Origin of the sequence: Paenibacillus vietnamensis (assembly GCF_020169515.1) — a bacterium.
GTDB classification, from domain to species: Bacteria; Bacillota; Bacilli; order Paenibacillales; family Paenibacillaceae; genus Pristimantibacillus; species Pristimantibacillus vietnamensis.
Map to the genome: position 1 here is coordinate 775,278 of NZ_JAHMHW010000001.1, position 23,891 is coordinate 799,168.

The window sequence follows — 23,891 nt, forward strand, 5'->3', positions numbered from 1 at the left end:
CGAAGTCACTTAATATGAGCAGCAAAGAAATTATTACAATTCTTAAACGGCTGGACTTGCCCGTTAATAACCATATGAGCGTTATGGAAAATGAAATGGTGAGCAAGGTCGAAGGCTTTTTCCGCAATATTAAAGCAAACGCGGCGGCAAAACGGGCGCAGGATTCGTCCGGCGCATCGGTTTCTTCCGCCCAGCAAGCAACCAGCAGGCCGCAATCGCAGCAGCCTCAGCAACGCGAACAGCTTCACAAAAATACAAATCAAGACAGACAGGGGCCTATGAATTCCATTAATACGAAAACACCAACCAACCAGTCGCAAAATGAGTCGAGAGCTGGCGGACAACAATCGAACCGCCCATCACAGCAAGGCAATCAAAACCGTTCCCCGCAAGGCCAAGGCCATTCCGGCGGCGGACGTCAGGGACAAGGCGGAGCAGGAAACCGCCAAGGACAAGGGGGCGGAGGCTCGAATCGCCCATCGCAAGGCGGAGGCTCGGGCCAGCGTCAAGGCCAATCCGGCCAAAATCGCAGTCCGCAAGGCGGACAAGGCGGTACCGGCAACCGTCCAAGCGGACCTCGCCAGGATGCGGGAAGCCGCCCGGCTGCGCCGCAAGGCCAAAGCCGTTCCTTCGATTCCAACAGACCGACGCAAGGCCAGTCACGCGGCGGCGACGACAAGAAATTTTCCAAATCCGGACAAAAACGCTTCGAAGACGGCAAGCCGGGCGGATTTAGAGGCAATAACAACAACCGCGGTCCGAGAGGGCGCGGGGGCAGATCCCAGCAGCACCAGCCGCCACGGGAGAAAATCGACAACACGCCTAAGAAAATTATCGTCCGCGGCACGATGACCGTAGGCGATTTAGCCAAGCTGCTGCACAAGGACGCTTCCGAAGTGATCAAGAAGCTTATTTTCCTTGGCGTTATGGCAACGATTAACCAGGAAATCGATATGGACGCCATCCACTTGATCGCATCCGATTACGGCGTTGAAGTCGAAGTGAAAATTCCGGTTGAGGAAGATTCTTTCGAAACAGTCGAAGAGGTTGACGAAGAGAGCGAATTGACGACACGTCCTCCAGTCGTAACGATCATGGGTCACGTTGACCATGGTAAAACGACCCTGCTCGATGCGATCCGCAAGACAAACGTCACCGGCGGCGAGGCAGGCGGCATTACTCAGCACATCGGCGCTTACCAGGTTGAAATCAATAACAAAAAAATTACATTCCTAGATACGCCGGGCCACGAAGCGTTTACGCTCATGCGCGCACGCGGCGCTCAGGTAACCGATATTACGATTATCGTAGTAGCTGCGGATGACGGCATCATGCCGCAAACGGTTGAAGCGATCAATCACGCTAAAGCCGCCGGCGTGCCGATAATTGTCGCGGTCAACAAAATCGATAAGCCTGAAGCCAATGTCGACAAAATCAAGCAGGAAATGACCGAGTACGAGCTCGTTCCCGAGGAGTGGGGCGGCGATACGATTTTCGTCGAGGTTTCGGCCAAGCAGCGCATCGGTCTTGAAGGTTTGCTCGAGATGATTTTGCTTGTAGCGGAGGTCAACGATTACAAAGCAAATCCGGACAAACGCGCCCGCGCAACGGTCATCGAAGCGGAGCTCGACAAAGGCAAAGGCCCTGTGGCGAGAATTCTCGTGCAGCACGGTACGCTTAAGATCGGCGACGCGTTCGTAGCCGGCAACTGCTTCGGCCGTGTCCGGGCGATGGTGAACGATAAAGGCCGCCGACTCAAGGAAGCGGGTCCTTCGACTCCGGTCGAAATTACAGGTTTAACGGAGGTTCCGCTAGCCGGCGATCCGTTCATGGTGTTTGAAGACGAGCGCAAGGCACGCGCAATTGCGGACCGCCGCTCCATCAAGCAGCGCCAGTCCGAGATGGGCGCCAATACGCGCGTTACGCTTGACGACCTGTATAGCCATATCAAAGATGGTGAAATTAAAGATCTGAACGTTATTATCAAAGCGGACGTTCAAGGCTCTTCCGAAGCGCTTAAAGGCTCTCTTGCCAAAATCGATATCGAAGGCGTCCGCGTCAAAATTATTCACAGCGGCGTCGGTGCGATTACGGAGTCGGATGTCATTCTCGCCTCCGCGTCCAACGCTATCGTTATCGGCTTCAACGTCCGTCCGGATCCGCAGGCCGAAGCGACGATCGCACAGGAAAAGGTAGATGTTCGCATGCACCGCGTTATCTACAATGTCATCGATGAGATTGAACAGGCGATGAAAGGCATGCTTGATCCGATTTACAAAGAGGTTGTCATCGGCCATGCAGAGATTCGTAACGTATTTAAAGTGACGAAGGTTGGAGCTATCGCCGGCTGCATGGTGACCTCGGGCAAAATCACACGCAATGCCGAAGCTCGCCTGATCCGCGGCGGCATCGTCGTTTACACAGGCAAGATCGATTCCCTTAAGCGTTTCAAGGACGACGCCAAGGAAGTGGCGCAAGGCTACGAGTGCGGTATTACCCTTGACCGTTTCAACGATGTCAAAGAAGGGGATACGATCGAAGCATTTGTCATGGAAACCGTAGAGAGGTGATTGCAGCATGGCGAAAATTCGAGTAGGCCGGGTAGGCGAACAAATTAAAAAAGAGCTTAGCCAAATTATTCAAACTGAACTAAAAGACCCAAGAATCGGCTTTATTACCGTCACCGGGGTTGAAACGACGAGCGATCTGTCTCAGGCTAAGATTTATCTAAGCGTGCTTGGCAGCGACGAGCAAAAGGAAGCGACGCTGAAGGCATTGGCCAGCGGCACGGGCTTCATTCGCACGGAGCTTGGCAAGCGGATGAGGCTTCGCCATACTCCCGAACTGTTGTTCAAGTTTGACAGCAGCATCGAGTACGGCAGCCGCATTGAGGCGCTGCTCGAATCGATCAATAACGGAAACCAAGCAAGATGATGGAACAAAACAGCTATTTGAAGCAGCTGGACGAAGCGTTGGCATTCATAGGAAAGGCGGACAACTTTCTCGTTGTGTCACATGTCCAGCCGGACGGAGACGCGATCAGCTCAACATTGGCCGTGGGCTGGCTGCTTCGGAAGCTCGGCAAGACGGCGGTTCTCATCAACGAAGGTGAGCTGCCGTCAAGGCTGGGCTATCTGGAAGGCTTCGAATCTATCTTAAACTACAAGCTGAATCCGCCCGAACGCAAGTTTGATGCCGTTATTACGGTCGATTGCGCCGATTATAAACGAATCGGCGAGGTAACCGGCAGCTTTGCTCCCAATGCGAGCCTGCTGAATATCGACCATCATCCGACGAACAATGCCTTCGGCGAGGTGAATGTCATTCGGCCGGATGCTGCGGCGACGGTTGAAATTTTATTTGACCTGATCGAGAGAGCAGCCTTGCCGCTTGATCTTACCTGCGCGACCGCTATTTATACCGGACTGCTGACCGATACCGGCGGCTTCCGCTATTCCAATACGAGTCCGCGGGTCATGGAAATCGCATCGCGGCTGCTCGCGGCAGGCGTATCCGGCAACGAGCTGGCCGATCATTTGCTTGAGAAAATGACGATGGCCAAGCTGAAGCTGCTGAAAGTCGCCTTGAACCGCCTTTCCTTCACGGATAATCTGGAAGTAGGCTGGGTCTATATCGGCAAGGATGATTTGCGGGAGACGCAGGCCGTGCCGGAGGACTTGGAAGGTATTGTCAATTACGCCTTAAACGTTGACGGCGTCGAAGTCGGCATTCTGTTCAAGGAAGCTGACGATGGTACGGTAAAGGCGAGTCTCCGGTCAGCAGGCAAGGCAAACGTCGCCGAAATCGCCCAGGCTTTTGGCGGAGGCGGGCATGTCAGGGCTGCAGGCTGCAGGCTTGAGGCACCGCTTCAGAATGCGATCGGGCAGCTTGTCGAAGCTGTCAGAAAGGCGTTGAACTAAAGATGGACGGAATTTTAGCCGTATGGAAGCCTGAAGGCTGGACGTCCCATGACGTCGTTGCAAAGGTGCGCCGCATTCTCGGAATGAAGAGAATCGGTCATGCAGGTACGCTCGACCCGATGGTAACGGGAGTGCTGCCGCTTTGCCTGGGCCGCGCGACCAGAGTGGTTGAATATATACAAGAAAGACCTAAAGCTTACGAAGCCGTATTGCGGCTTGGTATCGCTACGGATACCGAAGATATTTCGGGTACTGTCCTTGAGAGCCAATCCGTCGTGAACGTCACGGCAGCGGAAGTACGCGCAGCGCTTGAACGGTTTACGGGGCGGATTGACCAAGTCCCGCCTATGTATTCTGCCGTGAAAATCGACGGAAAGCGGCTTTACGAGCTTGCTAGAGAAGGGCAGACAGTAGAGCGGAAGGCGAGACAGGTGACGATCCATGAGATCGCTCTGATTGACGCTCAGCTCGATTTGGATCAGCCGCAAATCAAGTTTTCCGTCCTTTGCTCAAAAGGAACCTACATTCGAACGCTATGCGTCGATATCGGAAAGGCGCTTGGAGTGCCGGCAACGATGGCCAGTCTGACCAGGACGATGTCAGGAGGCATTACGCAGGAAAGCTGCTTAACCTTGGAGCAAATCGAACGGTTGAAGCAGGCAGGCGAGTTGGAGCGGCATTTAATCGCACCGGATGCAGCGATTTCACATTTGGAGCGTGCCGAAGTGCCGGCGGCGTCCGGAAAGCAGGCGCTGCTCGGACAAAAAATTGCCATCCGACATGCGGCATTGGACAATCCCGAGGACGGCCGGTTAGTCCGTTTATATAATGAAGGACAAACCTTTCTCGGCATTTTTCAAATCGACTCCCAAGCTGCCGTGCTGAAGCCGGTTAAAGTGTTTTCTTGAGTTTGATGTATGATTAAAGTCTACCTTTAAGTTAACAGGAAATGCAGGTGTATCAGCGTTGGAAATTATACCTTTAAGTTTTCCTTTAAACGGTTTGTCCACGCTATCGCTGGACAGGCCGCTTTCCATAGCCATCGGTCATTTCGACGGCGTGCACCGGGGCCATCAGAACGTCATCCAACAGGCGGTCAAAGCGGCTAAGGATACGGAAATGCTGTCTGCGGTTCTAACCTTTGACCCTCATCCGAAGGAAGTGCTCGGGCAAGGCGATCAGTATTACCGCTGTTTGACGCCTCTTGATGACAAAACCGAGTTATTCGCCGAGTTAGGCGTTGACCTCGTATTTATTATGAGATTCAATCTCGAGTTCGCGGCCGTTTCCCCGGAACGGTTTGTCGACGAGGTACTACGGACACTAAAGGCCAAGCAAGTCGTCGTTGGTTTCGATTTCAATTTCGGACATCGTGGCGCGGGAGATACGGAAGCTTTAAAACGTCTCGGGGCGCCTGACATAGCCGTGCATGTCGTTGAGCCGCTGTTCGAAAACGGCAGAAAGGTCAGCAGCACTTACGTGCGGGAGTCCTTGGAGAAAGGCGATTTGGAAACGGCGGAGAAGCTGCTCGGAAGACCTTACGAAATTTCCGGTCTGGTCGTTCACGGAGACGGAAGAGGCCGGACGATCGGATTTCCGACGGCTAACCTGCAGTTCCAGCACCCCTATATCGCTCCAAGGCTTGGCGTCTATGCCATTACAGCATGGATCGGCGATAAATCATATCCTGGCGTGATGAACCATGGGATGAAGCCGACGTTTAACAAGCAGAATGTGCAGCCCGTCATGGAGGCGCATTTGTTCGATTTCGAAGGCGATATTTACGGTAAACCGATCCGGATCCAATTCCGCTCTTTTATCCGCGAGGAACGAAAGTTCAGTTCCGTTGACGAGCTGATCAAGCAGATTGAAGCGGATTCCAACGAAGCGAGAAATTTTGCCGGTCTTCGTTAACGAATCATCTTCAAGCTACTCGACAAGCGATATCTAATATGTTATACTTTACAACGTTGTGGGCAGACATACCTGTGCGCGCAACTTAACCTTAGCTTGGGTGGCCGATCTCACCGACGGCATCGAGGCTAACGGCGATTACTATGAAGGAGGTGAATTAGGATGGCAATCACGCAAGAACGCAAACACGAACTGATTGAGACGCATAAAACTCATGCAACGGACACGGGTTCTCCTGAAGTTCAAATCGCTATCCTGACTGAAAACATCGTTAACTTGACGCAGCACTTGCGGGAGCACAAGAAAGATCACCACTCCCGTCGCGGCTTGCTCAAGATGGTAGGTCAGCGCCGTAAGCTGCTAGCTTACCTGAAGAACAACGATGTTAGACGTTACAGCGCATTGATCGAAAAACTCGGCCTTCGCCGTTAAAACATGCGTAATGAAAAGCAACCTGGTTGTCCTGCCGTCCGGGAATATCGGATACGCGGAATCGGGTTGCTTTTTGTAATAGGCAAAGTCTCAGAAAATACTGCCAATCAAGCAGCAGCATATAAGGAATCTTACTTAACAGGAGGGATAAAATGGTACAGCGTATCGAAATGACATTAGGCGGCAGACCGCTATCGATCGAGACCGGCCGTCTGGCCAAGCAAGCGAATGCAGCCGTTACCGTGCAATACGGCGACACGGTCGTTTTATGTACAGTGACAGCATCCCCAGGTCCAAAGGATTTGGATTTTTTCCCGCTTACCGTCAACTATGAAGAACGTTTGTATGCGGTAGGCAAAATTCCGGGAGGCTTCATTAAACGCGAAGGCCGCCCGAGCGAGAAGGCAATTTTGTCCAGCCGTCTGACGGACAGGCCAATCCGTCCCCTGTTCCCGGAAGGCTTCCGGAACGATGTGCAAGTCATGAATATGGTCATGAGTGTTGATCAAGATTGCTCGCCGGAAATTGCGGCTATGATCGGAACCTCTGCTGCATTGTCTATTTCTGACGTTCCGTTTGACGGTCCGATCGGCGGAGTTGTCGTAGCCAGAGTCGACGGTCAGTTTCTAATCAACCCAACTGTTGAGCAAGAGCAGAAAACAGATTTGTACGTCGTAGTTGCGGGTACAAGTAACGCAATTATGATGGTGGAAGCGGAAGCAAACGAAGTTTCTGAAGACGTGATGCTTGAAGCGATCATGTTCGGCCATGACGAAATCAAGAACATTGTAGCTAAAATCGAAGAGCTCCAGGCTGTTGCCGGCAAGCCTAAGATGGAAGTTAAGTTACATAGTGTAAATGAGCAAGTCAACGCCGATGTGCGCGCATTTGCGACAGCACAGCTGGTAGAAGCCATCAAGGTTGAAGAGAAGCATGCTCGCCAGGATGCGATCGATGCGGTGAACAGCGCTGCTGTCGCGCATTTCGAGGAATTGTATGCGGAAACGCCAGAGCTGGTTGCAGACGTAAAGGAAGTGCTGTACGACATTGTGAAGGAAGAGGTTCGCCGTCTCATCTCGCATGACAAAGTGCGTCCTGACGGCCGCGCGCTCGATGAAATCCGTCCGATCGATTGCGATGTATCGCTGCTGCCGCGTACGCACGGCTCCGGGCTTTTCACGCGCGGTCAAACGCAAGCGCTCAGCGTTTGTACGCTCGGCGCAATGGGTGACGTTCAGATTTTGGATGGCATTTCGCCTGAAGAAACGAAGCGCTTCATGCATCATTACAATTTCCCGCCGTTCAGCGTCGGCGAGGCTCGTCCTCTTCGTCCGCCGGGACGTCGTGAAATCGGTCACGGCGCTCTGGGTGAGCGCGCTCTTTCCAAAGTCATACCTTCAGAGGCTGATTTCCCTTATACCATTCGTCTCGTTTCCGAAGTGCTGGAATCGAACGGTTCTTCATCCCAGGCGAGCATTTGCGCGAGCACACTTGCTATGATGGATGCGGGCGTTCCGATCAAAGCGCCGGTAGCGGGCATTGCAATGGGCTTGATCAAAGACGGCGAGCATTTCGCCATTCTGTCCGACATTCAAGGTATGGAAGATCACCTTGGAGATATGGACTTTAAAGTTGCCGGCACGGCAGAAGGCGTAACGGCTATCCAAATGGATATCAAGATTGCCGGCATTAATCGTGAAATTTTGCAGCAATCGCTTGAGCAAGCACGTCAAGGCCGTATGTTCATTTTGGGTAAAATGCTGGAAAGCTTGCCTGCTTCCCGTACAAGCCTTTCGAAATACGCGCCGAAAATTTTGACGCTGCGCATCAACCCGGACAAGATCCGTGACGTTATTGGCGCCGGCGGCAAAATCATCAATAAAATTATTGAAGAGACCGGCGTGAAGATCGATATCGAGCAAGATGGCATGGTGTTCATCGCTTCTTCTAATGAAGAAATGAACCAGAAAGCGAAGTCGATTATCGAAGGAATCGTGAAGGAAGTCGTGATCGGAGAAATTTACGTGGGAACCGTTAAACGGGTTGAGAAATTCGGTGCCTTCGTCGAAATTTTGCCGAACAAGGACGGATTAGTCCATATCTCGCAGCTGTCGACGGAGCGTGTGGCCAAAACCGAGGATGCGGTTAAGGTTGGCGATCAAATCCGGGTGAAGGTTACGGAAATCGATCAGCAAGGACGGATTAACCTGTCTGCGAAAGTGCTCCTGACCGAAGAAGCGGCGAAGCAGCAGTAGCATTCAAGCAGCATAGACAGCTAAACATGAGGAGAAAAAGAGCCAGATTCGATCTGTCTCTTTTTATTTTGCATAAACTAGTCCCAATGTTCATAAGAATGTTAGCACGTGCGATTCGGACGGCGCTGCCGCCGCGCATATGAGGCCGCTTATGGAAGTGGGGATGAGGATGATCAGAAAGGCTGCTCTTGTTGCTGCGAGCATGCTGATCGTAGTCGTATTCGTCAGTATGAATAACGAAGTTTCCGAGTTTCTGGCTTCGGTGAAATACGGGGGGACGGATCGTGAAGCCGTGACGGCGCTGGTATCCGATACGGTTAAACAGGACCTGCTTCAAACGATCAAGGCGGAAGCGGAAAAACGGAGAGTTGCTCCTATCGATGCGAAAATCGATCGGGTATGGAAAGCTATTCCCGGCTATAACGGGATCGAAGTCGACATCGAGAGGACGCTCGAGGCGACGCTGCAGGCTCCGGCCGATGGAGCGATCCATTATGTGTATAAGGAGATCGAGCCGAATATCACGTTGGATGAACTGGGCGCCTATCCGATTTACCGGGGCAACCCGAGTAAAAAAATGATCTCGCTGATGATAAACGTCGCATGGGGAAACGAATACATAGAACCGATCTTAAAGACGCTCAAACAGGAGCAGGTGAAGGCGACCTTTTTTCTGGACGGCAGCTGGCTCAAAAAATATCCGGAAGTCGCGAAGCAAATACAGCAAGACGGCCACGAGATGTCCAACCACGCGTATACGCATCCCGATATGAGAATGCTAAGCAGACAGGATGCCCGCCTGCAAATATCGAAAACCGAGGAGCTTTTGAGATCGACGTTAAACGTGAATAATAAATGGTTTGCGCCTCCGTCGGGGTCATTTAATCAGGCGACGGTGCAAATCGCAGCGGAGCAGGGCTTGAAGACCGTATTGTGGACGATCGATACGATCGATTGGCAGAAGCCGACGCCGGACACCGTGCTGCGAAGAGTTACGCCGAAGCTGTCGCCGGGAGCTCTTATCCTTATGCATCCAACGGCTTCGACGAGAGACGCGATCGGCGGCATTATTGCAGCTGCCAAGTCGAAGGGCTATGCGCTCGGTACCGTAAGCGAAACGCTCTCCTCCGCACGGGTCCCCGCATCTGTTGAGGGGGAAAGCGGATTCTGATATAGTAAAAATATTCTTGTTTAAGGAGCAGGCTAAACGCATACGTCGGTTCACAAAAACATTAGGAGGACTCTGGGTGAACAAATACAACCTAAGTAACGGACTGCGCGTCGTCGTAGAATATATTCCATCCGTACGTTCGGTATCGTTCGGCGTCTGGGTAAAAACCGGATCGAGAAACGAGACCGTCGACAATAATGGAATTTCGCATTTTATCGAACATATGTTGTTCAAAGGCACGAAAACCCGCACGTCAAAGGATATTGCCGATTTATTTGACGGGATTGGCGGCAACGTCAATGCTTTTACCTCGAAGGAATATACCTGTTACTTCGCCAAAGTGCTTGACGAGCATCTGCCGCTGGCGGTAGACGCTCTTTCGGATATGTTTTTTCATTCCCAGCTGGATCCCGAGGAGCTCGCGAAGGAAAAAAACGTCATTTTGGAAGAAATATCGATGTATGAGGATACGCCGGACGATAAAGTGCACGACGAAGCTTCGCGCGCCGCTTTTGGCGGCCATCCTCTTGCGTACTCGATCTTAGGGCTTGAAGAACGATTGACGGCCATGGATTCGAACACGCTCCGCGGCTACATGGATGCTGCCTATACGCTCGAAAATACGGTCATCAGCGTAGCGGGCAATGTGGAGGAAGGCGCACTGCTTGCCCTGCTGGAGAAGCATTTCGGGGGCTTCGCCAACAGCAAGCCTGCCGATACGGCGGTCGCTGCTCCGGCATTTATAGGAGATCATTTGTTTTTCAAAAAGAAAACGGAGCAAAATCATCTCTGCCTTTCGTTTCCGGGCTGCTCCATCACCGATTCGAAGCTGTATGCGATGATCTTGCTGAATAATGCTCTTGGCGGCGGTATGAGCTCGCGCCTGTTCCAGGAAATCAGGGAGAAGCGCGGACTTGCTTATTCCGTTTATTCCTACCATACGTCTTATGCGGATACGGGATTGTTCACGATTTATGCAGGTACGGCTCCGAAGCAAACGAAGGATGTGCTTGATTTGACGATGGAGCAGCTCGGCGAGCTTTCGGTTAAGGGCTTATCCGACGAAGAGCTGCACCGCGGAAAAGAGCAGCTGAAGGGCAGCCTGATCTTAAGCCTGGAAAGCACAAGCAGCAGAATGAACCGGCTCGGCAAAAACGAGCTTATGCTCGGGCATCATTATACGCTCGATCAGCTGCTGCAGCGGATCGATGCGGTTCAAATGGCAGACGTGCAGGAAGTAACGAAACGTTTATTGTCCGTTCCTTTTGCGGTTGCTATGGTTGGATCGAATGATAAAGCAACGGCGCAAATCAGGAGGGATCAATTTGTTTCAGGTATTGTTTAAGAGACTGAAAGGCAATGAAGATATCGCGATACCCCGCAAAATGTCCGAATGGGCGGCCGGCTTTGACCTTCAGGCGGCCGTGAGCGAACCGGTTGTGCTTCAGCCCGGCGAGAGAAAGCTGATTCCGACCGGCTTTGCCATGGCAATGCCCGGGGAGCTGGAAGCACAGATCAGGCCGCGCAGCGGCCTGGCCTACAAGCATGGCATAACTTGCCTGAATTCGCCGGGAACGATCGACGCTGACTACCGCGGGGAAGTAAAGGTGCTGCTAATTAATCTAGGGCAGGAGCCGTTTACGATTATCCGCGGCGAGCGCATTGCCCAAATGCTGTTCCAGATCGTCCCGGCCGTATCGATCATCGAATCGGAGGACCTTCCGGAAACGGTGCGCGGAGCAGGCGGCTTCGGCCATACCGGCGTCTAGCCATAAAGCCAATAACTAATAACTTATCATAGGATTACAAACGAAGATCGGGCCATTTGCCCGATCTTTTTTTTCTTTTTCACCCCGCTCTGGGCGAACGCATAAGATGATCTAGAGCTAGAAGGGAGAAAGGAGTGAAGCTTAATGCTAACAGGCGTTCAAGTGCTGCTGCTGGGCGGTGACGCAAGACAGCTGGAGGTCATCCGCAAGCTGACTGAACTGGATGCTTTGGTGACGATATCCGGCTTTGACGGTTTGCATTCCTCGCTCGACGGCGCCGTACAGGCAGAATTCGAAGAGCAGCTGTTCGAGGATGTTGATGCCCTGCTGCTGCCTGCCGTCGGCACCGATGATCAGGGGTACATCCATGCCGTCTTCAGCGACCGGCAGATGCAGCTGACGGAAAGTCATATTGCAAAGCTTCCAAAACACTGCATCGTATATACCGGCATGGCGAAGCCGTATTTGAAGGAGCTGTGCAAGCAGCATCAAATCGGGCTGGTCGAGCTGTTCGACCGGGATGATGTTGCGATCTACAATTCCATCCCGACGGCCGAAGGCGCACTAATGATGGCTATCCAAAATACGGATATCACCATCCATGGATCGTCCTCGATGGTACTCGGGCTCGGGCGTACGGGATTTACGATGGCGCGCACGCTTCAAGGCCTCGGCTCGAAGGTGAAGGTGGGCGTACGCCGTTCGGAGCATTTTGCAAGAGCGGCTGAAATGGGCTTCGAGCCTTTCTACATCAGCGGTTTGCTGCAACATGTGGGCAACATTGACTTGCTTTTTAATACAATTCCGACTATGATAATCACAGCACAAATTATCGCTAATTTACCATCGCGAGCCGTTATTATCGACCTTGCGTCAAAGCCCGGCGGAACGGATTTCCGTTTTGCGGAGAAGAGAGGCATAAAGGCGATGCTCGCACCCGGACTACCCGGAATCGTCGCACCGAAAACAGCTGGACGGATCATGGCGGATTGCTTATCTCAGTTGATTTTGGAAGAAACGATTAAGCGGGGGAATGGGCTATGAATTGGAACGGAATTACGGTAGGTTACGCATTGTCCGGCTCGCATTGTACGTTTGCGGAGGTTATGCCGGAAATTAAGCGGTTTGTCGATGCGGGCGCGAATGTCGTGCCGATCGTTTCGAATACGCTGATGACGACGGACACAAGGTTCGGAAAGTCGGAGGATTGGCAGAAGCAGCTCAAGGATATTACGGGGAACGAACTTATTTCTACTATCGTACAGGCGGAACCGCTAGGACCGTCTAAGCTTCTTGACGTGCTTGTCATCGCGCCGTGTACAGGCAACACGACCAGCCGCCTTGCCAACGCTATTACCGACAGTGCAGTACTAATGGCAGCCAAAGCCCAAATGCGGAACGGCCGTCCGATCGTATTGGCGATTTCGACGAATGACGGACTAGGGTTGAATGCTGCGAACATAGCGAAGCTGCTGGTGGCTAAACATATTTATTTTGTGCCGTTTGGTCAAGACAATCCGGTACAGAAGCCTAATTCGCTCGTTGCCAGAATGGATTTGGTTTTGGAAACTTGCGAGGCAGCCTTGCAGGGCCAACAGCTTCAGCCGCTCCTTGTCGAGCGCTATCAATGAAGACGCCATTTGGCGTTTATTTGAGGTGACGACGACGCGCGTGCAGATTTTGTCGTCTGCGGTCAATCGGAGTCTTTATATGTCGATTTCTTAATACAACTACGATTTGGAAGAGGTTAAGCGGCTGCAGGCGGAAAGTCCGGGCGATTCGCTCTGGATGCTCCGGCCGCGCAGCGGTACCTGCTGGCGACCGACGCTTGCCGGGAAGCCGGACGAATTCGTCGGGCGCATAAGCCGCGATCCGGGCATGGAACGCGGACTTAATATGTGGATCATTTCCGATAACCTGCTCAAAGGGGCAGCAAGACACGCCGTACAAATCGAAGAAACGTATCAAAGGGTTAAATTATTAAGTTGTGGAACCTGCTTCTTCTTCCTGGGATCGATTACGGAGGAGAATGTTATGCGCATCCTGATCCAAAAATTCGGGGGCACATCTCTATCAAGCGATCATGCCAGAGAACGAGTTATCCGGCACATTAGCAGGGAACGGAGCGAAGGCTATTCATTAGTGGTCGTCGTGTCCGCTATGGGACGCAAGGGCGATCCTTATGCAACGGATACGCTGCTTCAGCTTATCCGCGATAACGGCGATAAGCTGCCTGCCCGCGAGCGGGATATGCTGTTAGGCTGCGGAGAAGTCATTTCCGCAGCCGCTTTATGCAGCATGCTCATCGATCGAGGCATTCCTGCGGTCGTCCTGACCGGCGGACAGGCGGGCATTTTAACCGACGAGCAATACGGTCACGCCCGGATTAAGGAAGTAAATCCTGAAAAGGTGCTGCGGCAGCTCCGGTCGGGTAATGTTGTGATTGTTACAGGCTTTCAGGGGAGCTCCTCCGGCGGCGATACGACAACGCTCGGCAGAGGCGGCAGCGATACGTCGGCGACGGCGCTCGGGGCTGCGCTGCGGGCTGAAATGGTCGATATTTATACGGACGTTAACGGGATATTGACTGCCGATCCCCGCATCGTCGAAGCCGCCAAGCCGTTACCGGTCGTCAGCTATGCCGAAATCTGCAACATGGCTAGACAAGGAGCTAAGGTTATTCATCCACGTGCGGTGGAAATTGCACAGCAAGCAAGAGTGCCTTTGCGAGTGCGGTCTACGTTCTCTGAGGAGACCGGTACGCTTGTAACGGATTTATCGACGCTGAAGCAACAATCGGCTTTGAGAGACAGACATGTGACGGGTATAGCCCACGTTAGCGGGATTACCCAAATATCGGTTAAAGCTATAAAAGGCAGAAGCGATGTGCAGCTGCAGGTTTTTCAAACGATGGCTAAACACCGCATCAGCGTTGACTTTATAAACGTAACTCCAAGCGGAGCCGTATATACCGTGTTCGACAAGGATGCCGAGCGTGCGGTGCACGTGTTGACGGAAGGCGGTTATTCGCCGACCGCCGTCAGCGGCTGCGCCAAGGTATCCGTCATCGGCGGCGGCATGAACGGGGAGCCGGGAGTCATGGCGCGGATCGTGGAAGCGCTGACCGAGCAAGGCATCTCCATTTTGCAGTCGGCCGATTCCAATACAACGATTTGGGTGCTCGTACGGGAAACAGATATGGCAAAGGCCTTGCGCGCTTTGCATGCGAAGTTCGAGCTTCATCGATAGAAAGCATCAGTTTTGGGAGGAATTCAGATGGAATTTGGAAGATTGATTACCGCAATGGTGACACCATTCGATGAGAAAGGTCAAATTGACTGGCCGACGACAGGCCGGTTAATTGATTATCTAATTGACGTGCAGCAGAGCGACAGCCTTGTCGTTTCCGGAACTACCGGCGAATCGCCGACGCTGTCGGACGAGGAGAAGCTGGAGCTGTTCCGTTTTGCAGTCAAGCACGCGAATGGGCGTTGCAAGATTATTGCAGGTACGGGCAGCAATAGCACAGCCCATTCCATCCATTTGACGAAGGACGCGGAAGCGGCCGGCGTAGACGGCATTTTGCTGGTTGCGCCATATTACAACAAACCAAACCAGGAAGGGCTTTTCCAGCACTTTAAAGCGGTGGCGGATTCGACTTCGCTCCCGGTTATGCTGTATAACGTCGAAGGGCGTACGGGCATCAATCTGTCCGTGGATACGACGCTTCGGCTAGCGGCGGAAATCGGCAATATTGTTGCGACGAAGGATTGCGCCAACTTGGATCAGCTTACTCAAATCGTGAAAGGAGCCCCGGAGGGCTTCAAAGTATACAGCGGTGAAGACAGCCATACGCTGCCTGCCTTATCCGTAGGAGCACACGGTATCGTCAGCGTTGCAAGCCATATTGTCGGCAAAGAAATGAAGCGGCTGATTGATGCTTACATCAACGGCAACGTACAAGAAGCCGCAAAGCTGAACGGCACTCTTCATCCTGTGTTCAAAGGGTTGTTTGCATGCCCTCATCCTGTACCAAATCCTGTAGCAGTGAAATATGCGTTAGGCTTAAAAGGTTTCCCGGTTGGAGGAGTAAGGCTCCCTCTGGTAACCGTTAATGAGGCGGAAGCCGCATTCTTACGCAACTTGATCGTTTAATTTACGTCAATCGTTGACTGCAGCCGGTGCGTCCAGCATCGGTTTTATTTTTTTGGATAACCTAAGGATTAACAGCTTTAACGGGTTTCACTTGTATTCCATCTTTTTCATCATGTATAATGAGTTCAAGTGACTGGGTGCGGCAAATTTTAGAAATGAACAATGTCAGAGCGGCAACTGACGATAACTGCACGTAAGTGAGCGATAGTACGGTTCAAACCAATTATCAGGATATGACGGAGCAATAATGCTTCGCACTAATATGAAGACGCTACCGGAGCATTTTCGCTTCATTGTTGAAGGCTGGGCACGGAAAGAGATTTTCTTTGCTATATGTTTTAGCTGACGCTACCGAAGAGGACCTGCTTCGCAAATTTTAAGGAGGTATAGATACACTTGTCTAAGAAGAACACCCAAGATAAGCTGCTCGTTTTTGCATTAGGCGGAGTAGGCGAGATCGGAAAAAATATGTACGTAATTCAATACAACAACGACATCGTTGTTGTGGACTCAGGCTTGAAATTCCCGGAAGAGGACATGCTCGGCATCGATATTGTAATTCCGGATATTTCTTATTTGACGGAGAACCGTGACAAAGTACGCGGAATCATCATCACTCACGGGCATGAGGACCACATTGGCGGATTGCCTTACGTCTTGAAGAGCCTGAACGTACCCATTTACGCTACGAAGCTGACGCTCGGCTTGATTGAAGGAAAACTGAAGGAAGCAGGCTTGCTCGGCGAAACGAAGAGAATTCTTATTAATGCCGATACTGAGATTCAGCTTGGAACGATTCGCGCTTCCTTCTTCAAGACGAATCACAGCATCCCGGATTCCGTCGGAGTATGCCTGGATACGCCGGAAGGCATCGTCGTTCATACGGGGGACTTTAAATTCGATCATACGCCGGTCAACGAGCAATTTGCCGACTTGCAGCGTATCGCCGAAATCGGCAAACGAGGCGTACTGGCGCTGCTATCTGACAGCACGAATGCCGAACGTCCGGGCTACACGCCTTCCGAGGCTCAAGTCGGAGACAACCTTGAGGATATTTTCCGCAAATCCTCGCAGCGCGTTGTCGTTGCAACCTTTGCATCGAACGTGCACCGGATTCAACAAATCATTAATGCCGCAATTGCGACCCGCCGCAAAATCGCTGTCGTCGGCCGCAGTATGGTTAACGTCGTCAGCATCGCTTCCGATCTTGGTTACTTGAATATTCCTGAAGGAATGATCATCGAGCCGGAGGAAGTTAACAAGTTGGCTGCGGACCGTGTCGTCATTTTGTGTACAGGAAGCCAAGGCGAGCCGATGTCTGCACTTACCCGTATGGCGCGCTCGACCCACCGCAAGGTCGATATTTTACCGGGCGACACCGTCATTATTGCTGCAACACCGATTCCTGGTAACGAACGTTACGTAGGACGCACGGTGGACGAGCTGTTCCGCCTGGGCGCCAACGTCATTTACGGCAACGGCTCGGTATCGGGCGTTCACGTCTCCGGTCACGGCAGCCAGGAAGAATTGAAGCTGATGCTTAATCTAATTAAGCCTAAATACTTCATTCCGATCCACGGCGAATACCGCATGCTTCGTCAGCACGGTAGGCTGGGCGAAGCGATCGGCATCGACCGCGAGAATGTGTTTATCATCGATAACGGCGATACGGTCGAGTTCCAAAACGGTAACGCCCGCAAAGGCTCGAAGGTACAAGCCGGAAATGTTCTGATTGACGGACTTGGCGTCGGAGATGTTGGCAATATCGTACTTCGTGACCGTAAGCTGCTGTCGCAGGACGGGATTCTCGTAGTCGTCGTAACGTTAAGCAAACAAGACGGCGCCATTTTGTCGGGTCCCGACATTATCTCGAGAGGCTTCGTCTATGTCCGCGAATCGGAAGGACTGCTGGATGAAGCTAACCGGATCGTTACGTCGACGCTTACCCGACTGATGAACGATAAAGTGAATGAATGGGCATCTTTGAAAACGAATGTCAAGGATGCGCTTGGCCGCTTTTTGTACGAGCAAACCCGTCGCCGTCCAATGATTCTGCCGATCATTATGGAAGTTTAATCCATATTTATCGATAGTAACCCTCTTGTATTCCGCATATGCCGCTGCGGATGCAAGAGGGTTTTTCATTTGCTGCCGACACAAATCTTTTGTATAAATTCGGCGTGAGACCTCATACTATGACGAGCACTACGATCATTGAGGGGGATATTCGCATATGTGGCAAACGCAAAACGGCTTTACTTCCGAGCAGCCCGAACCTACTCCGGATGATAAAAAAAAGATGCAGGGCGTTGTGGATACGATTCAGCAGCTCGGTCAAACCTCTGTACCCGCTCAGGCGGAATCGAATATTTTTTGCATGACGATTATCGGTCAGGTCGAGGGACATCTGGTGCTTCCCCCGCAAAATAAAACGACCAAATACGAGCATTTGATTCCCCAGCTTGTCGCGGCTGAGCAAAACCAAAAAATTGAAGGCGTCCTCATCGTTCTGAATACAGTGGGCGGCGATGTGGAGGCGGGCTTGGCCATTGCCGAAATGATTTCATCGTTATCCAAGCCAACCGTCACGCTTGTGCTTGGCGGTGGCCACTCGATCGGCGTTCCGATCGCGGTCGCCGGCAATCTATCGTTGATTGCCGAAACCGCTACAATGACGATTCATCCGATCCGTCTGAACGGCCTTGTTATCGGAGTGCCGCAAACGTTCGAATATTTGGACAAAATGCAGGAAAGAGTTGTTCGTTTCGTCACTTCCCATTCCAATGTTACGGAGCAGATTTTCAAGGAGCTAATGTTTAAAACCGGGGAGCTGACCCGCGACATCGGAACGACCGTGATCGGCTCCGACGCCGTCAAACATGGATTGATCGACAGGGTAGGCGGACTGGGGGATGCGATTAAAGAGTTAAACCGGCTAATTGAGGAGAATAAGCTCAGGAAACAAGAGGTGAGCTATGTATGACGATCTACACGAATATGCCGTTAGAGGTCGTTTTAGAGGGCTTTAACGATAAAATGGAGCCGCATCAGGAAGTTTGGGTGAACGGTATCCGCATGCAGGTTGCGCCGGTCGCGCCCGGCATCGGCAAAATCGTCCGGCTGCTCGACTGCAGCCTGCACGATTACTTGAATCCCAGCCTGTCTCCAGGCAATCTCGTTCATTACCAATAAGCCAAACTGATGTTCGTACGATCGTCTCATAGGAACATTTCTCCACCTATGGTATAATGTTTTACCAGAGGTGACTGATTTGGCAAAGAAAAGAAAAAGACGAAGGAAATCAATCGGGACGAGCTTAAAATTCGAAGTTTACGGTATTTTGCTTATTACGATTTCAATAATAGCCTTGTCGGGAGAAGCGGCTGTCGGACGTTCGTTGTCCAAGCTGTTTGGCCTAGCGCTGGGCAAGTTTTATTTTGTGCTGGCCTTGGTCGGCATTTTTATCGGGTTGACAGTGATGGTAAAGCGAGCTTGGCCGCGGGGTTGGACGAATAAGCGGACAGGCTTGCTTGTTTTGGTGCTTGCATTTACGCTTATGAGCTCGATTTCCGAAATTGACCAGAAGCTTCGTCCGACGACCGAGCTGACGGGCGGCTTAATATGGGACCAGCTCAGCTCGGATTTGCAGGAATCTCTGATTCAGGTCACCCCCGAGAATGATGTGCCTATTCGGGACAAACAAATCAGCGGCGGTTTTGTCGGAGCGCTGCAATATACCCTGTTATTTTCTTTATTCGGCTATTATGGGGCAAAGCTCATCATGTTCGTTATGTTCGCGATTTCGATCATGCTGCTGACCGGGAAATCGTACGTGGAGCTGGGGCGGCTTGCAGCTGCCAAAGTTGCCCGGATGTATCGGCTGCTGGAGGCCAAATGGTCGCAGCAACGGACGGCACGCCGTGCGGCGGTTGCCGGCAGCGCCGGACAGCTCATCGATAACGACGATGACGATGATGAGGACCTGATGGACGATGATCACGAAGGAGATACCGTATCGAGACCAAGAAGGCGGTTTTCGCTGTTTTCCTGGTGGAAGAATAAGGAGAACGAGGCTGCGGACGAACTCGATCCGGATGAGGACGAATGGGTATTCGAGCCTCAGCCTTCCGAGATCAGGCCGAATTCATCCAATGCTCTGCCGCATAATCATCTTGATGATTGGGAGCAGTCAGGAAGGGAGCCCTCTCCGTCCGGGAATAACGAATCGCCGATTCATGATGGAGGTGCTCCATGGGAGGAGTCCGGCACCAATCTGGTCAGAAGGGCGTCTGCTCAAGGTCAGGGAGACGAATGGAAGGAACAGGCACAGATTGACGGACACGATGACGAAGACGATGTAGATGACGATTTCGAGCAAGGTGATATTGCGGAGCAAACGATTGACACGGTAAGCGAAGCGTCTGAGGCGTTGATCGGGGATAACGACGGATCCGCACAGACCCCGGTCAGGCAGCCTGCGGCCGGTACGAACGAGGCGAAGCCATATTTACTGCCGCCGTTCTCATTGCTGAATAAGCCGAATTTAATGGGCAAAAACGCGGATGTATCCGACATGTACGATTCACGCAGAAAGCTGGAAGCGACGCTGGAGAGCTTCGGGGTTCGGGCGAAGGTGCTTGATGTGGTTAGAGGTCCTGCCGTTACCCGATACGAGGTTCAGCCTGCGACAGGAGTGAAGGTAAGCCGTATCGTCGGTTTGACGGACGATATCGCGCTTGCTCTCGCAGCGAAGGATATTCGGATGGAAGCTCCGATCCCGGGCAAATCAGCAATCGGCATTGAGGTGCCGAACATGGAGGTATCGGTCGTCACGATGCGGGAGGTTATGGAAACGGCTACGTTCCAGAACGCAGCCTCCAAGCTGTCCATCGCGTTCGGCCGTGATATTTCGGGTCAGACGATCGTCGGAAATTTGGCCAAGATGCCGCATCTTCTTGTAGCTGGAGCTACGGGCTCGGGAAAATCGGTTTGCATCAACGGGATCATTACGAGTATTTTGTACAAAGCGGCACCTGATGAAGTGAAATTTTTGATGATCGACCCCAAGATGGTTGAGCTTAATGTTTATAACGGCATTCCGCATTTGCTGGCACCGGTCGTCACGAATCCGAAGCGGGCATCTCTCGCGCTGAAGAAGATCGTTGTCGAGATGGAAAGCCGTTATGAGCTCTTCTCAAAGTCAGGTACCCGCAACATTGAGGGATATAATACGCTTATGGCGGACAATCCGGCTGCCGTGCTCCCGTATATCGTCGTCATCGTCGATGAGCTTGCGGATTTGATGATGGTTGCGGCAAACGACGTCGAGGATTCGATTGCCAGGCTTGCCCAAATGGCCCGTGCCGCGGGCATCCATCTTATCATTGCAACCCAAAGGCCTTCCGTCGACGTTATTACGGGTGTCATTAAAGCCAATATCCCTTCGCGAATTGCTTTCGGCGTTTCTTCCCAGGTCGATTCCCGGACGATTCTCGATATGGTTGGTGCCGAGAAGCTGCTGGGTCGGGGGGATATGCTTTTCCTGCCTGTCGGCATGTCTAAGCCGATACGTGTGCAAGGAGCTTTCCTTTCGGATCAGGAAGTGGAGACGCTCGTGAATTACGCCCGGGATCAAGCGGAAGCGGAGTATAAGGAGGATCTTGTTCCCGAAGTAGAGGAAGAAACCGTTGAAGACAATGAAACGCTCGACGAGCTTTATGACCAGGCGGTTCAAATCATCGTGGAGGCCAAGCAGGCATCCGTTTCGCTGCTGCAGCGCAGAATGAGGATCGGCTATACGCGGGCGGCGAGGCTAATCGATCAGATGGAAGCAAGATCGGTTGTCGGTCCGTACGAAGGAAGCAAGCCACGCGAGGTGCTCATCACAATGGAGCAGTTTCAATCGGGTCAATCGGGACGAATCAGCTCCTGATTTCCACTGCTGGCATTAGGCAGGGAATATGGTGCATAGAAGGGAACCGACTTTCTCATACTAGAGTTAGGTAACGCTACCTTAAGCGAACTAACTTGCAAGAGAAAGGCAGATCCGTTCATGAAAAAACGTTTAATTGTGGTGACCACAGTCATAGTGCTTCTGCTGTTCGGGTCCTTCACGCTCATGCGGGGCGGGCAAAACGAAGCTGCCGAAACGTTTAGCAACGCCATCCTTAAGGTTGGTTCTTCAGGTCAGGACGTGTACGAGCTTCAAGGCCGTCTGACGCATCTCGGTTTTTTCAACGGAAAAATCGACGGACAGTTCGGCTCGGAAACGAAAGACGCGGTAACTTGGTTCCAATGGAAATTCGGATTGAAATCGGACGGAATCGTGGGCGCCAAAACCAAGCTCAAGCTTTGGGAGGCGACGAAATCCTGGAGGCCGACCGGCAGCACGAAAGCGCCTGCTTCAAATGCCGGCACAGGGGGCGGCGGAGGCGGAGCAAGCAAGGGAGGCAGCAATGCTTCGATTTCCAAATCGAACAGGCTGGGACTTACTGACAATGATCTCAAGATTATGGCCAATGCCGTTTACGGTGAAGCGCGCGGCGAGCCGTACGAAGGCCAGGTTGCCGTTGCCGCCGTTATTCTGAACCGTCTCAAATCGCAAAGCTTTCCCAATACGATTTACGGCGTCATTTTTCAGCCGCGTGCATTCACGGCGGTAGCAGACGGACAAATTTGGCTGACGCCGAACGAGAAAGCAGAGGAAGCCGTAATGGATGCCATTAACGGCTGGGACCCTTCCGGCGGCTGTCTTTACTATTTCAATCCGGACACCGCAACCTCGGCATGGATTTGGACGAGAACCCAGATCAAGACAATCGGCAAACACATTTTCTGTATGTAACAATAAGTATCATTTTAAGGGGAAGCAGCCGTTACTGCCCAGCGCAGCAGTGGTTGCTTCTTCCATTTCGTATAGGTTAGAATGGGAATGGTATAGGGATTTGTCAAATGGAATAGATTTACTCTATAATGCGCCGTCAGAAGGGAGCAAACCTGAGTGACCCAATTCGAAAGAGGCCAGCTGCAGCGGTTACGACTTCACGTACTGCCTACCAAGCGCTTCAAAACGTACGCAATTTCCTTGTTTGCCGGCTTGACACTAGATGAAGCAACGGTAACACCTGTTGCGTTAATTCCTTTTGTGCTGAGAAGAGGTACGGCCAGCACGCCCGAAACGATTGCATTCCGCGAGAAGCTTGACGATTTATACGGTGCCGGCTTTGGATTTGATGTATATAAAAGAGGAGATTCTCAAATTGTCCAATTCCGCATGGACGTTATCAACGAGAGCTTTGTATCCTCCGATCAATCCATGCTTGCGGCTTCCCTGCAATTTCTAGGAGATGTGCTTACCGATCCGCTTATCGATAATAACGGCTTCCATGCTAAATATGTAGATGCAGAGAAGACGACTCTTAGAAAAAGACTGGAAGCCATCGTTAACGATAAAATCCGGTATGCAGCGGAGCGCTGTCTTGAGGAAATGTGCGCAAACGAGCCTTACCGTCTTCATCCGCTCGGAAAGCTGGATGAAATCGAATCGATAACTCCGAGTTCATTATATAAGCACTATGAGGAATGGCTTAGCAACGCAGCCCTTGATTTGTATGTTGTAGGAGATACCACGCTTGAAGAGGTAACGGGACTCGTTCAGCAAGCCTTCCATTTAAAGACCGGAACGCCATCCGCTTACAGCTTGCCGGTGGTTAAGCATGATGTGAAAGAAGTAAAAAAGGTGACGGACCGGATGGAGGTCAGCCAAGGCAAGCTGAATTTGGGTCTGCGGATGGGGATCGGATACGATGACGACGAATATCCGGCTGCTTTAATGTATAACGGCATATTGGGAGGATATCCGCATTCCAAGCTGTTCCTGAATGTCCGCGAGAAGGCAAGCCTTGCCTATTACGCCGCATCCCGCTTGGACGGCCATAAGGGCATTTGCACGATTCAATCCGGCATTGAATTCGCCAATTACGAGCGTGCCGTGGCCATCATTTTAGAGCAGCTCGAAAGCATGAAGCAGGGCAAGCTGTCGGAGCTCGAGCTCGATCAGACGAAGGCGATGATATCCAACCATCTCCGCGAGCTGCAGGATTCTGCGTACGAGATGATTGCTTACGATTTCAACAGCGTGCTGACCGGCAAGCAAAGAAGTGCTGAGCAGCTGCTGGAGCAGGTTCAGGCAGTAACGCCTGCGGACATCGTGAAGGTGGCTCAGCGCGTGCAGCTGGATACGATCTACTTTTTGCGCGACCGGAAGGAGGCATAA

The 23,891-nt window shown here is 52.0% G+C and carries 20 protein-coding genes; all 20 read left to right on the forward strand.

Annotation, left to right across the window (positions count from 1 at the left end; all coding sequences use genetic code 11):
* Window positions 1-14: 14 nt before the first annotated feature.
* The 20 genes from infB (at window position 15) to yfmF (ending at window position 23,891) form a co-directional block, all read left to right on the forward strand.
* The gene (gene infB, locus KP806_RS03425) at window positions 15-2,570 is read left to right on the forward strand and encodes a translation initiation factor IF-2 (RefSeq protein ID WP_397376358.1); all 2,556 of its coding nucleotides are present in this window, start codon (window positions 15-17) and stop codon (window positions 2,568-2,570) included.
* Window positions 2,571-2,577: 7 nt separating this feature from the next.
* Window positions 2,578-2,934 carry a 30S ribosome-binding factor RbfA gene (gene rbfA / locus KP806_RS03430; RefSeq protein WP_224722135.1) on the forward strand — a complete coding sequence of 119 codons (357 nt, stop codon included), beginning with the start codon at window positions 2,578-2,580 and terminating at the stop codon, window positions 2,932-2,934.
* Window positions 2,931-3,920: a bifunctional oligoribonuclease/PAP phosphatase NrnA gene (locus KP806_RS03435; protein ID WP_397376345.1), complete on the forward strand. Its 990-nt coding sequence runs from the start codon at window positions 2,931-2,933 to the stop codon at window positions 3,918-3,920. The genes rbfA and KP806_RS03435 overlap by 4 nt, the downstream gene beginning before the upstream one ends.
* A gap of 2 nt (window positions 3,921-3,922) precedes the next feature.
* Complete coding sequence (gene truB, locus KP806_RS03440) at window positions 3,923-4,828, forward strand: tRNA pseudouridine(55) synthase TruB (protein ID WP_224722136.1); 906 nt, start codon at window positions 3,923-3,925, stop codon at window positions 4,826-4,828.
* 58 nt (window positions 4,829-4,886) lie between these two features.
* Window positions 4,887-5,834 (forward strand): bifunctional riboflavin kinase/FAD synthetase, encoded by a 948-nt coding sequence (locus KP806_RS03445; RefSeq protein ID WP_224722137.1) that lies wholly within the window; start codon window positions 4,887-4,889, stop codon window positions 5,832-5,834.
* A 162-nt stretch (window positions 5,835-5,996) separates the two neighbouring features.
* The gene (gene rpsO, locus KP806_RS03450) at window positions 5,997-6,266 is read left to right on the forward strand and encodes a 30S ribosomal protein S15 (RefSeq protein ID WP_224722138.1); all 270 of its coding nucleotides are present in this window, start codon (window positions 5,997-5,999) and stop codon (window positions 6,264-6,266) included.
* 152 nt (window positions 6,267-6,418) lie between these two features.
* On the forward strand, window positions 6,419-8,521 hold the full coding sequence (gene pnp / locus KP806_RS03455; protein ID WP_224722139.1) for a polyribonucleotide nucleotidyltransferase: 2,103 nt from the start codon (window positions 6,419-6,421) through the stop codon (window positions 8,519-8,521).
* A 163-nt stretch (window positions 8,522-8,684) separates the two neighbouring features.
* Window positions 8,685-9,692 carry a polysaccharide deacetylase family protein gene (locus KP806_RS03460; protein WP_224722424.1) on the forward strand — a complete coding sequence of 336 codons (1,008 nt, stop codon included), beginning with the start codon at window positions 8,685-8,687 and terminating at the stop codon, window positions 9,690-9,692.
* A 76-nt stretch (window positions 9,693-9,768) separates the two neighbouring features.
* Window positions 9,769-11,037 (forward strand): M16 family metallopeptidase, encoded by a 1,269-nt coding sequence (locus tag KP806_RS03465; protein WP_224722140.1) that lies wholly within the window; start codon window positions 9,769-9,771, stop codon window positions 11,035-11,037.
* Window positions 10,982-11,461 (forward strand): dUTP diphosphatase, encoded by a 480-nt coding sequence (gene dut, locus KP806_RS03470; RefSeq protein ID WP_224722141.1) that lies wholly within the window; start codon window positions 10,982-10,984, stop codon window positions 11,459-11,461. Before KP806_RS03465 ends, dut begins: the two co-directional genes overlap by 56 nt.
* A gap of 144 nt (window positions 11,462-11,605) precedes the next feature.
* Entirely contained in the window at window positions 11,606-12,505 is a 900-nt protein-coding gene (gene dpsA, locus KP806_RS03475; protein ID WP_224722142.1) for a dipicolinate synthase subunit DpsA, read from the forward strand.
* Window positions 12,502-13,092, forward strand: coding sequence for a dipicolinate synthase subunit B (locus tag KP806_RS03480; RefSeq protein WP_224722143.1), 591 nt, complete (start codon window positions 12,502-12,504; stop codon window positions 13,090-13,092). Before dpsA ends, KP806_RS03480 begins: the two co-directional genes overlap by 4 nt.
* A 403-nt stretch (window positions 13,093-13,495) precedes the next feature.
* Window positions 13,496-14,710 (forward strand): aspartate kinase, encoded by a 1,215-nt coding sequence (gene dapG, locus KP806_RS03485; protein WP_224722425.1) that lies wholly within the window; start codon window positions 13,496-13,498, stop codon window positions 14,708-14,710.
* A 27-nt stretch (window positions 14,711-14,737) separates the two neighbouring features.
* On the forward strand, window positions 14,738-15,616 hold the full coding sequence (gene dapA, locus KP806_RS03490; RefSeq protein WP_224722144.1) for a 4-hydroxy-tetrahydrodipicolinate synthase: 879 nt from the start codon (window positions 14,738-14,740) through the stop codon (window positions 15,614-15,616).
* 396 nt (window positions 15,617-16,012) lie between these two features.
* Window positions 16,013-17,692 carry a ribonuclease J gene (locus tag KP806_RS03495; RefSeq protein WP_224722145.1) on the forward strand — a complete coding sequence of 560 codons (1,680 nt, stop codon included), beginning with the start codon at window positions 16,013-16,015 and terminating at the stop codon, window positions 17,690-17,692.
* Window positions 17,693-17,915: 223 nt separating this feature from the next.
* Window positions 17,916-18,599, forward strand: coding sequence for a ClpP family protease (locus KP806_RS03500; protein ID WP_224722426.1), 684 nt, complete (start codon window positions 17,916-17,918; stop codon window positions 18,597-18,599).
* Window positions 18,596-18,808 carry a YlzJ-like family protein gene (locus KP806_RS03505; RefSeq protein WP_224722146.1) on the forward strand — a complete coding sequence of 71 codons (213 nt, stop codon included), beginning with the start codon at window positions 18,596-18,598 and terminating at the stop codon, window positions 18,806-18,808. Before KP806_RS03500 ends, KP806_RS03505 begins: the two co-directional genes overlap by 4 nt.
* A 79-nt stretch (window positions 18,809-18,887) precedes the next feature.
* Window positions 18,888-21,548 carry an FtsK/SpoIIIE family DNA translocase gene (locus KP806_RS03510; RefSeq protein ID WP_224722147.1) on the forward strand — a complete coding sequence of 887 codons (2,661 nt, stop codon included), beginning with the start codon at window positions 18,888-18,890 and terminating at the stop codon, window positions 21,546-21,548.
* A 120-nt stretch (window positions 21,549-21,668) separates the two neighbouring features.
* Window positions 21,669-22,460, forward strand: a complete 792-nt coding sequence (sleB, locus tag KP806_RS03515; protein WP_224722148.1) for a spore cortex-lytic enzyme — start codon at window positions 21,669-21,671, stop codon at window positions 22,458-22,460.
* 156 nt (window positions 22,461-22,616) lie between these two features.
* On the forward strand, window positions 22,617-23,891 hold the full coding sequence (gene yfmF, locus KP806_RS03520; protein ID WP_224722149.1) for an EF-P 5-aminopentanol modification-associated protein YfmF: 1,275 nt from the start codon (window positions 22,617-22,619) through the stop codon (window positions 23,889-23,891).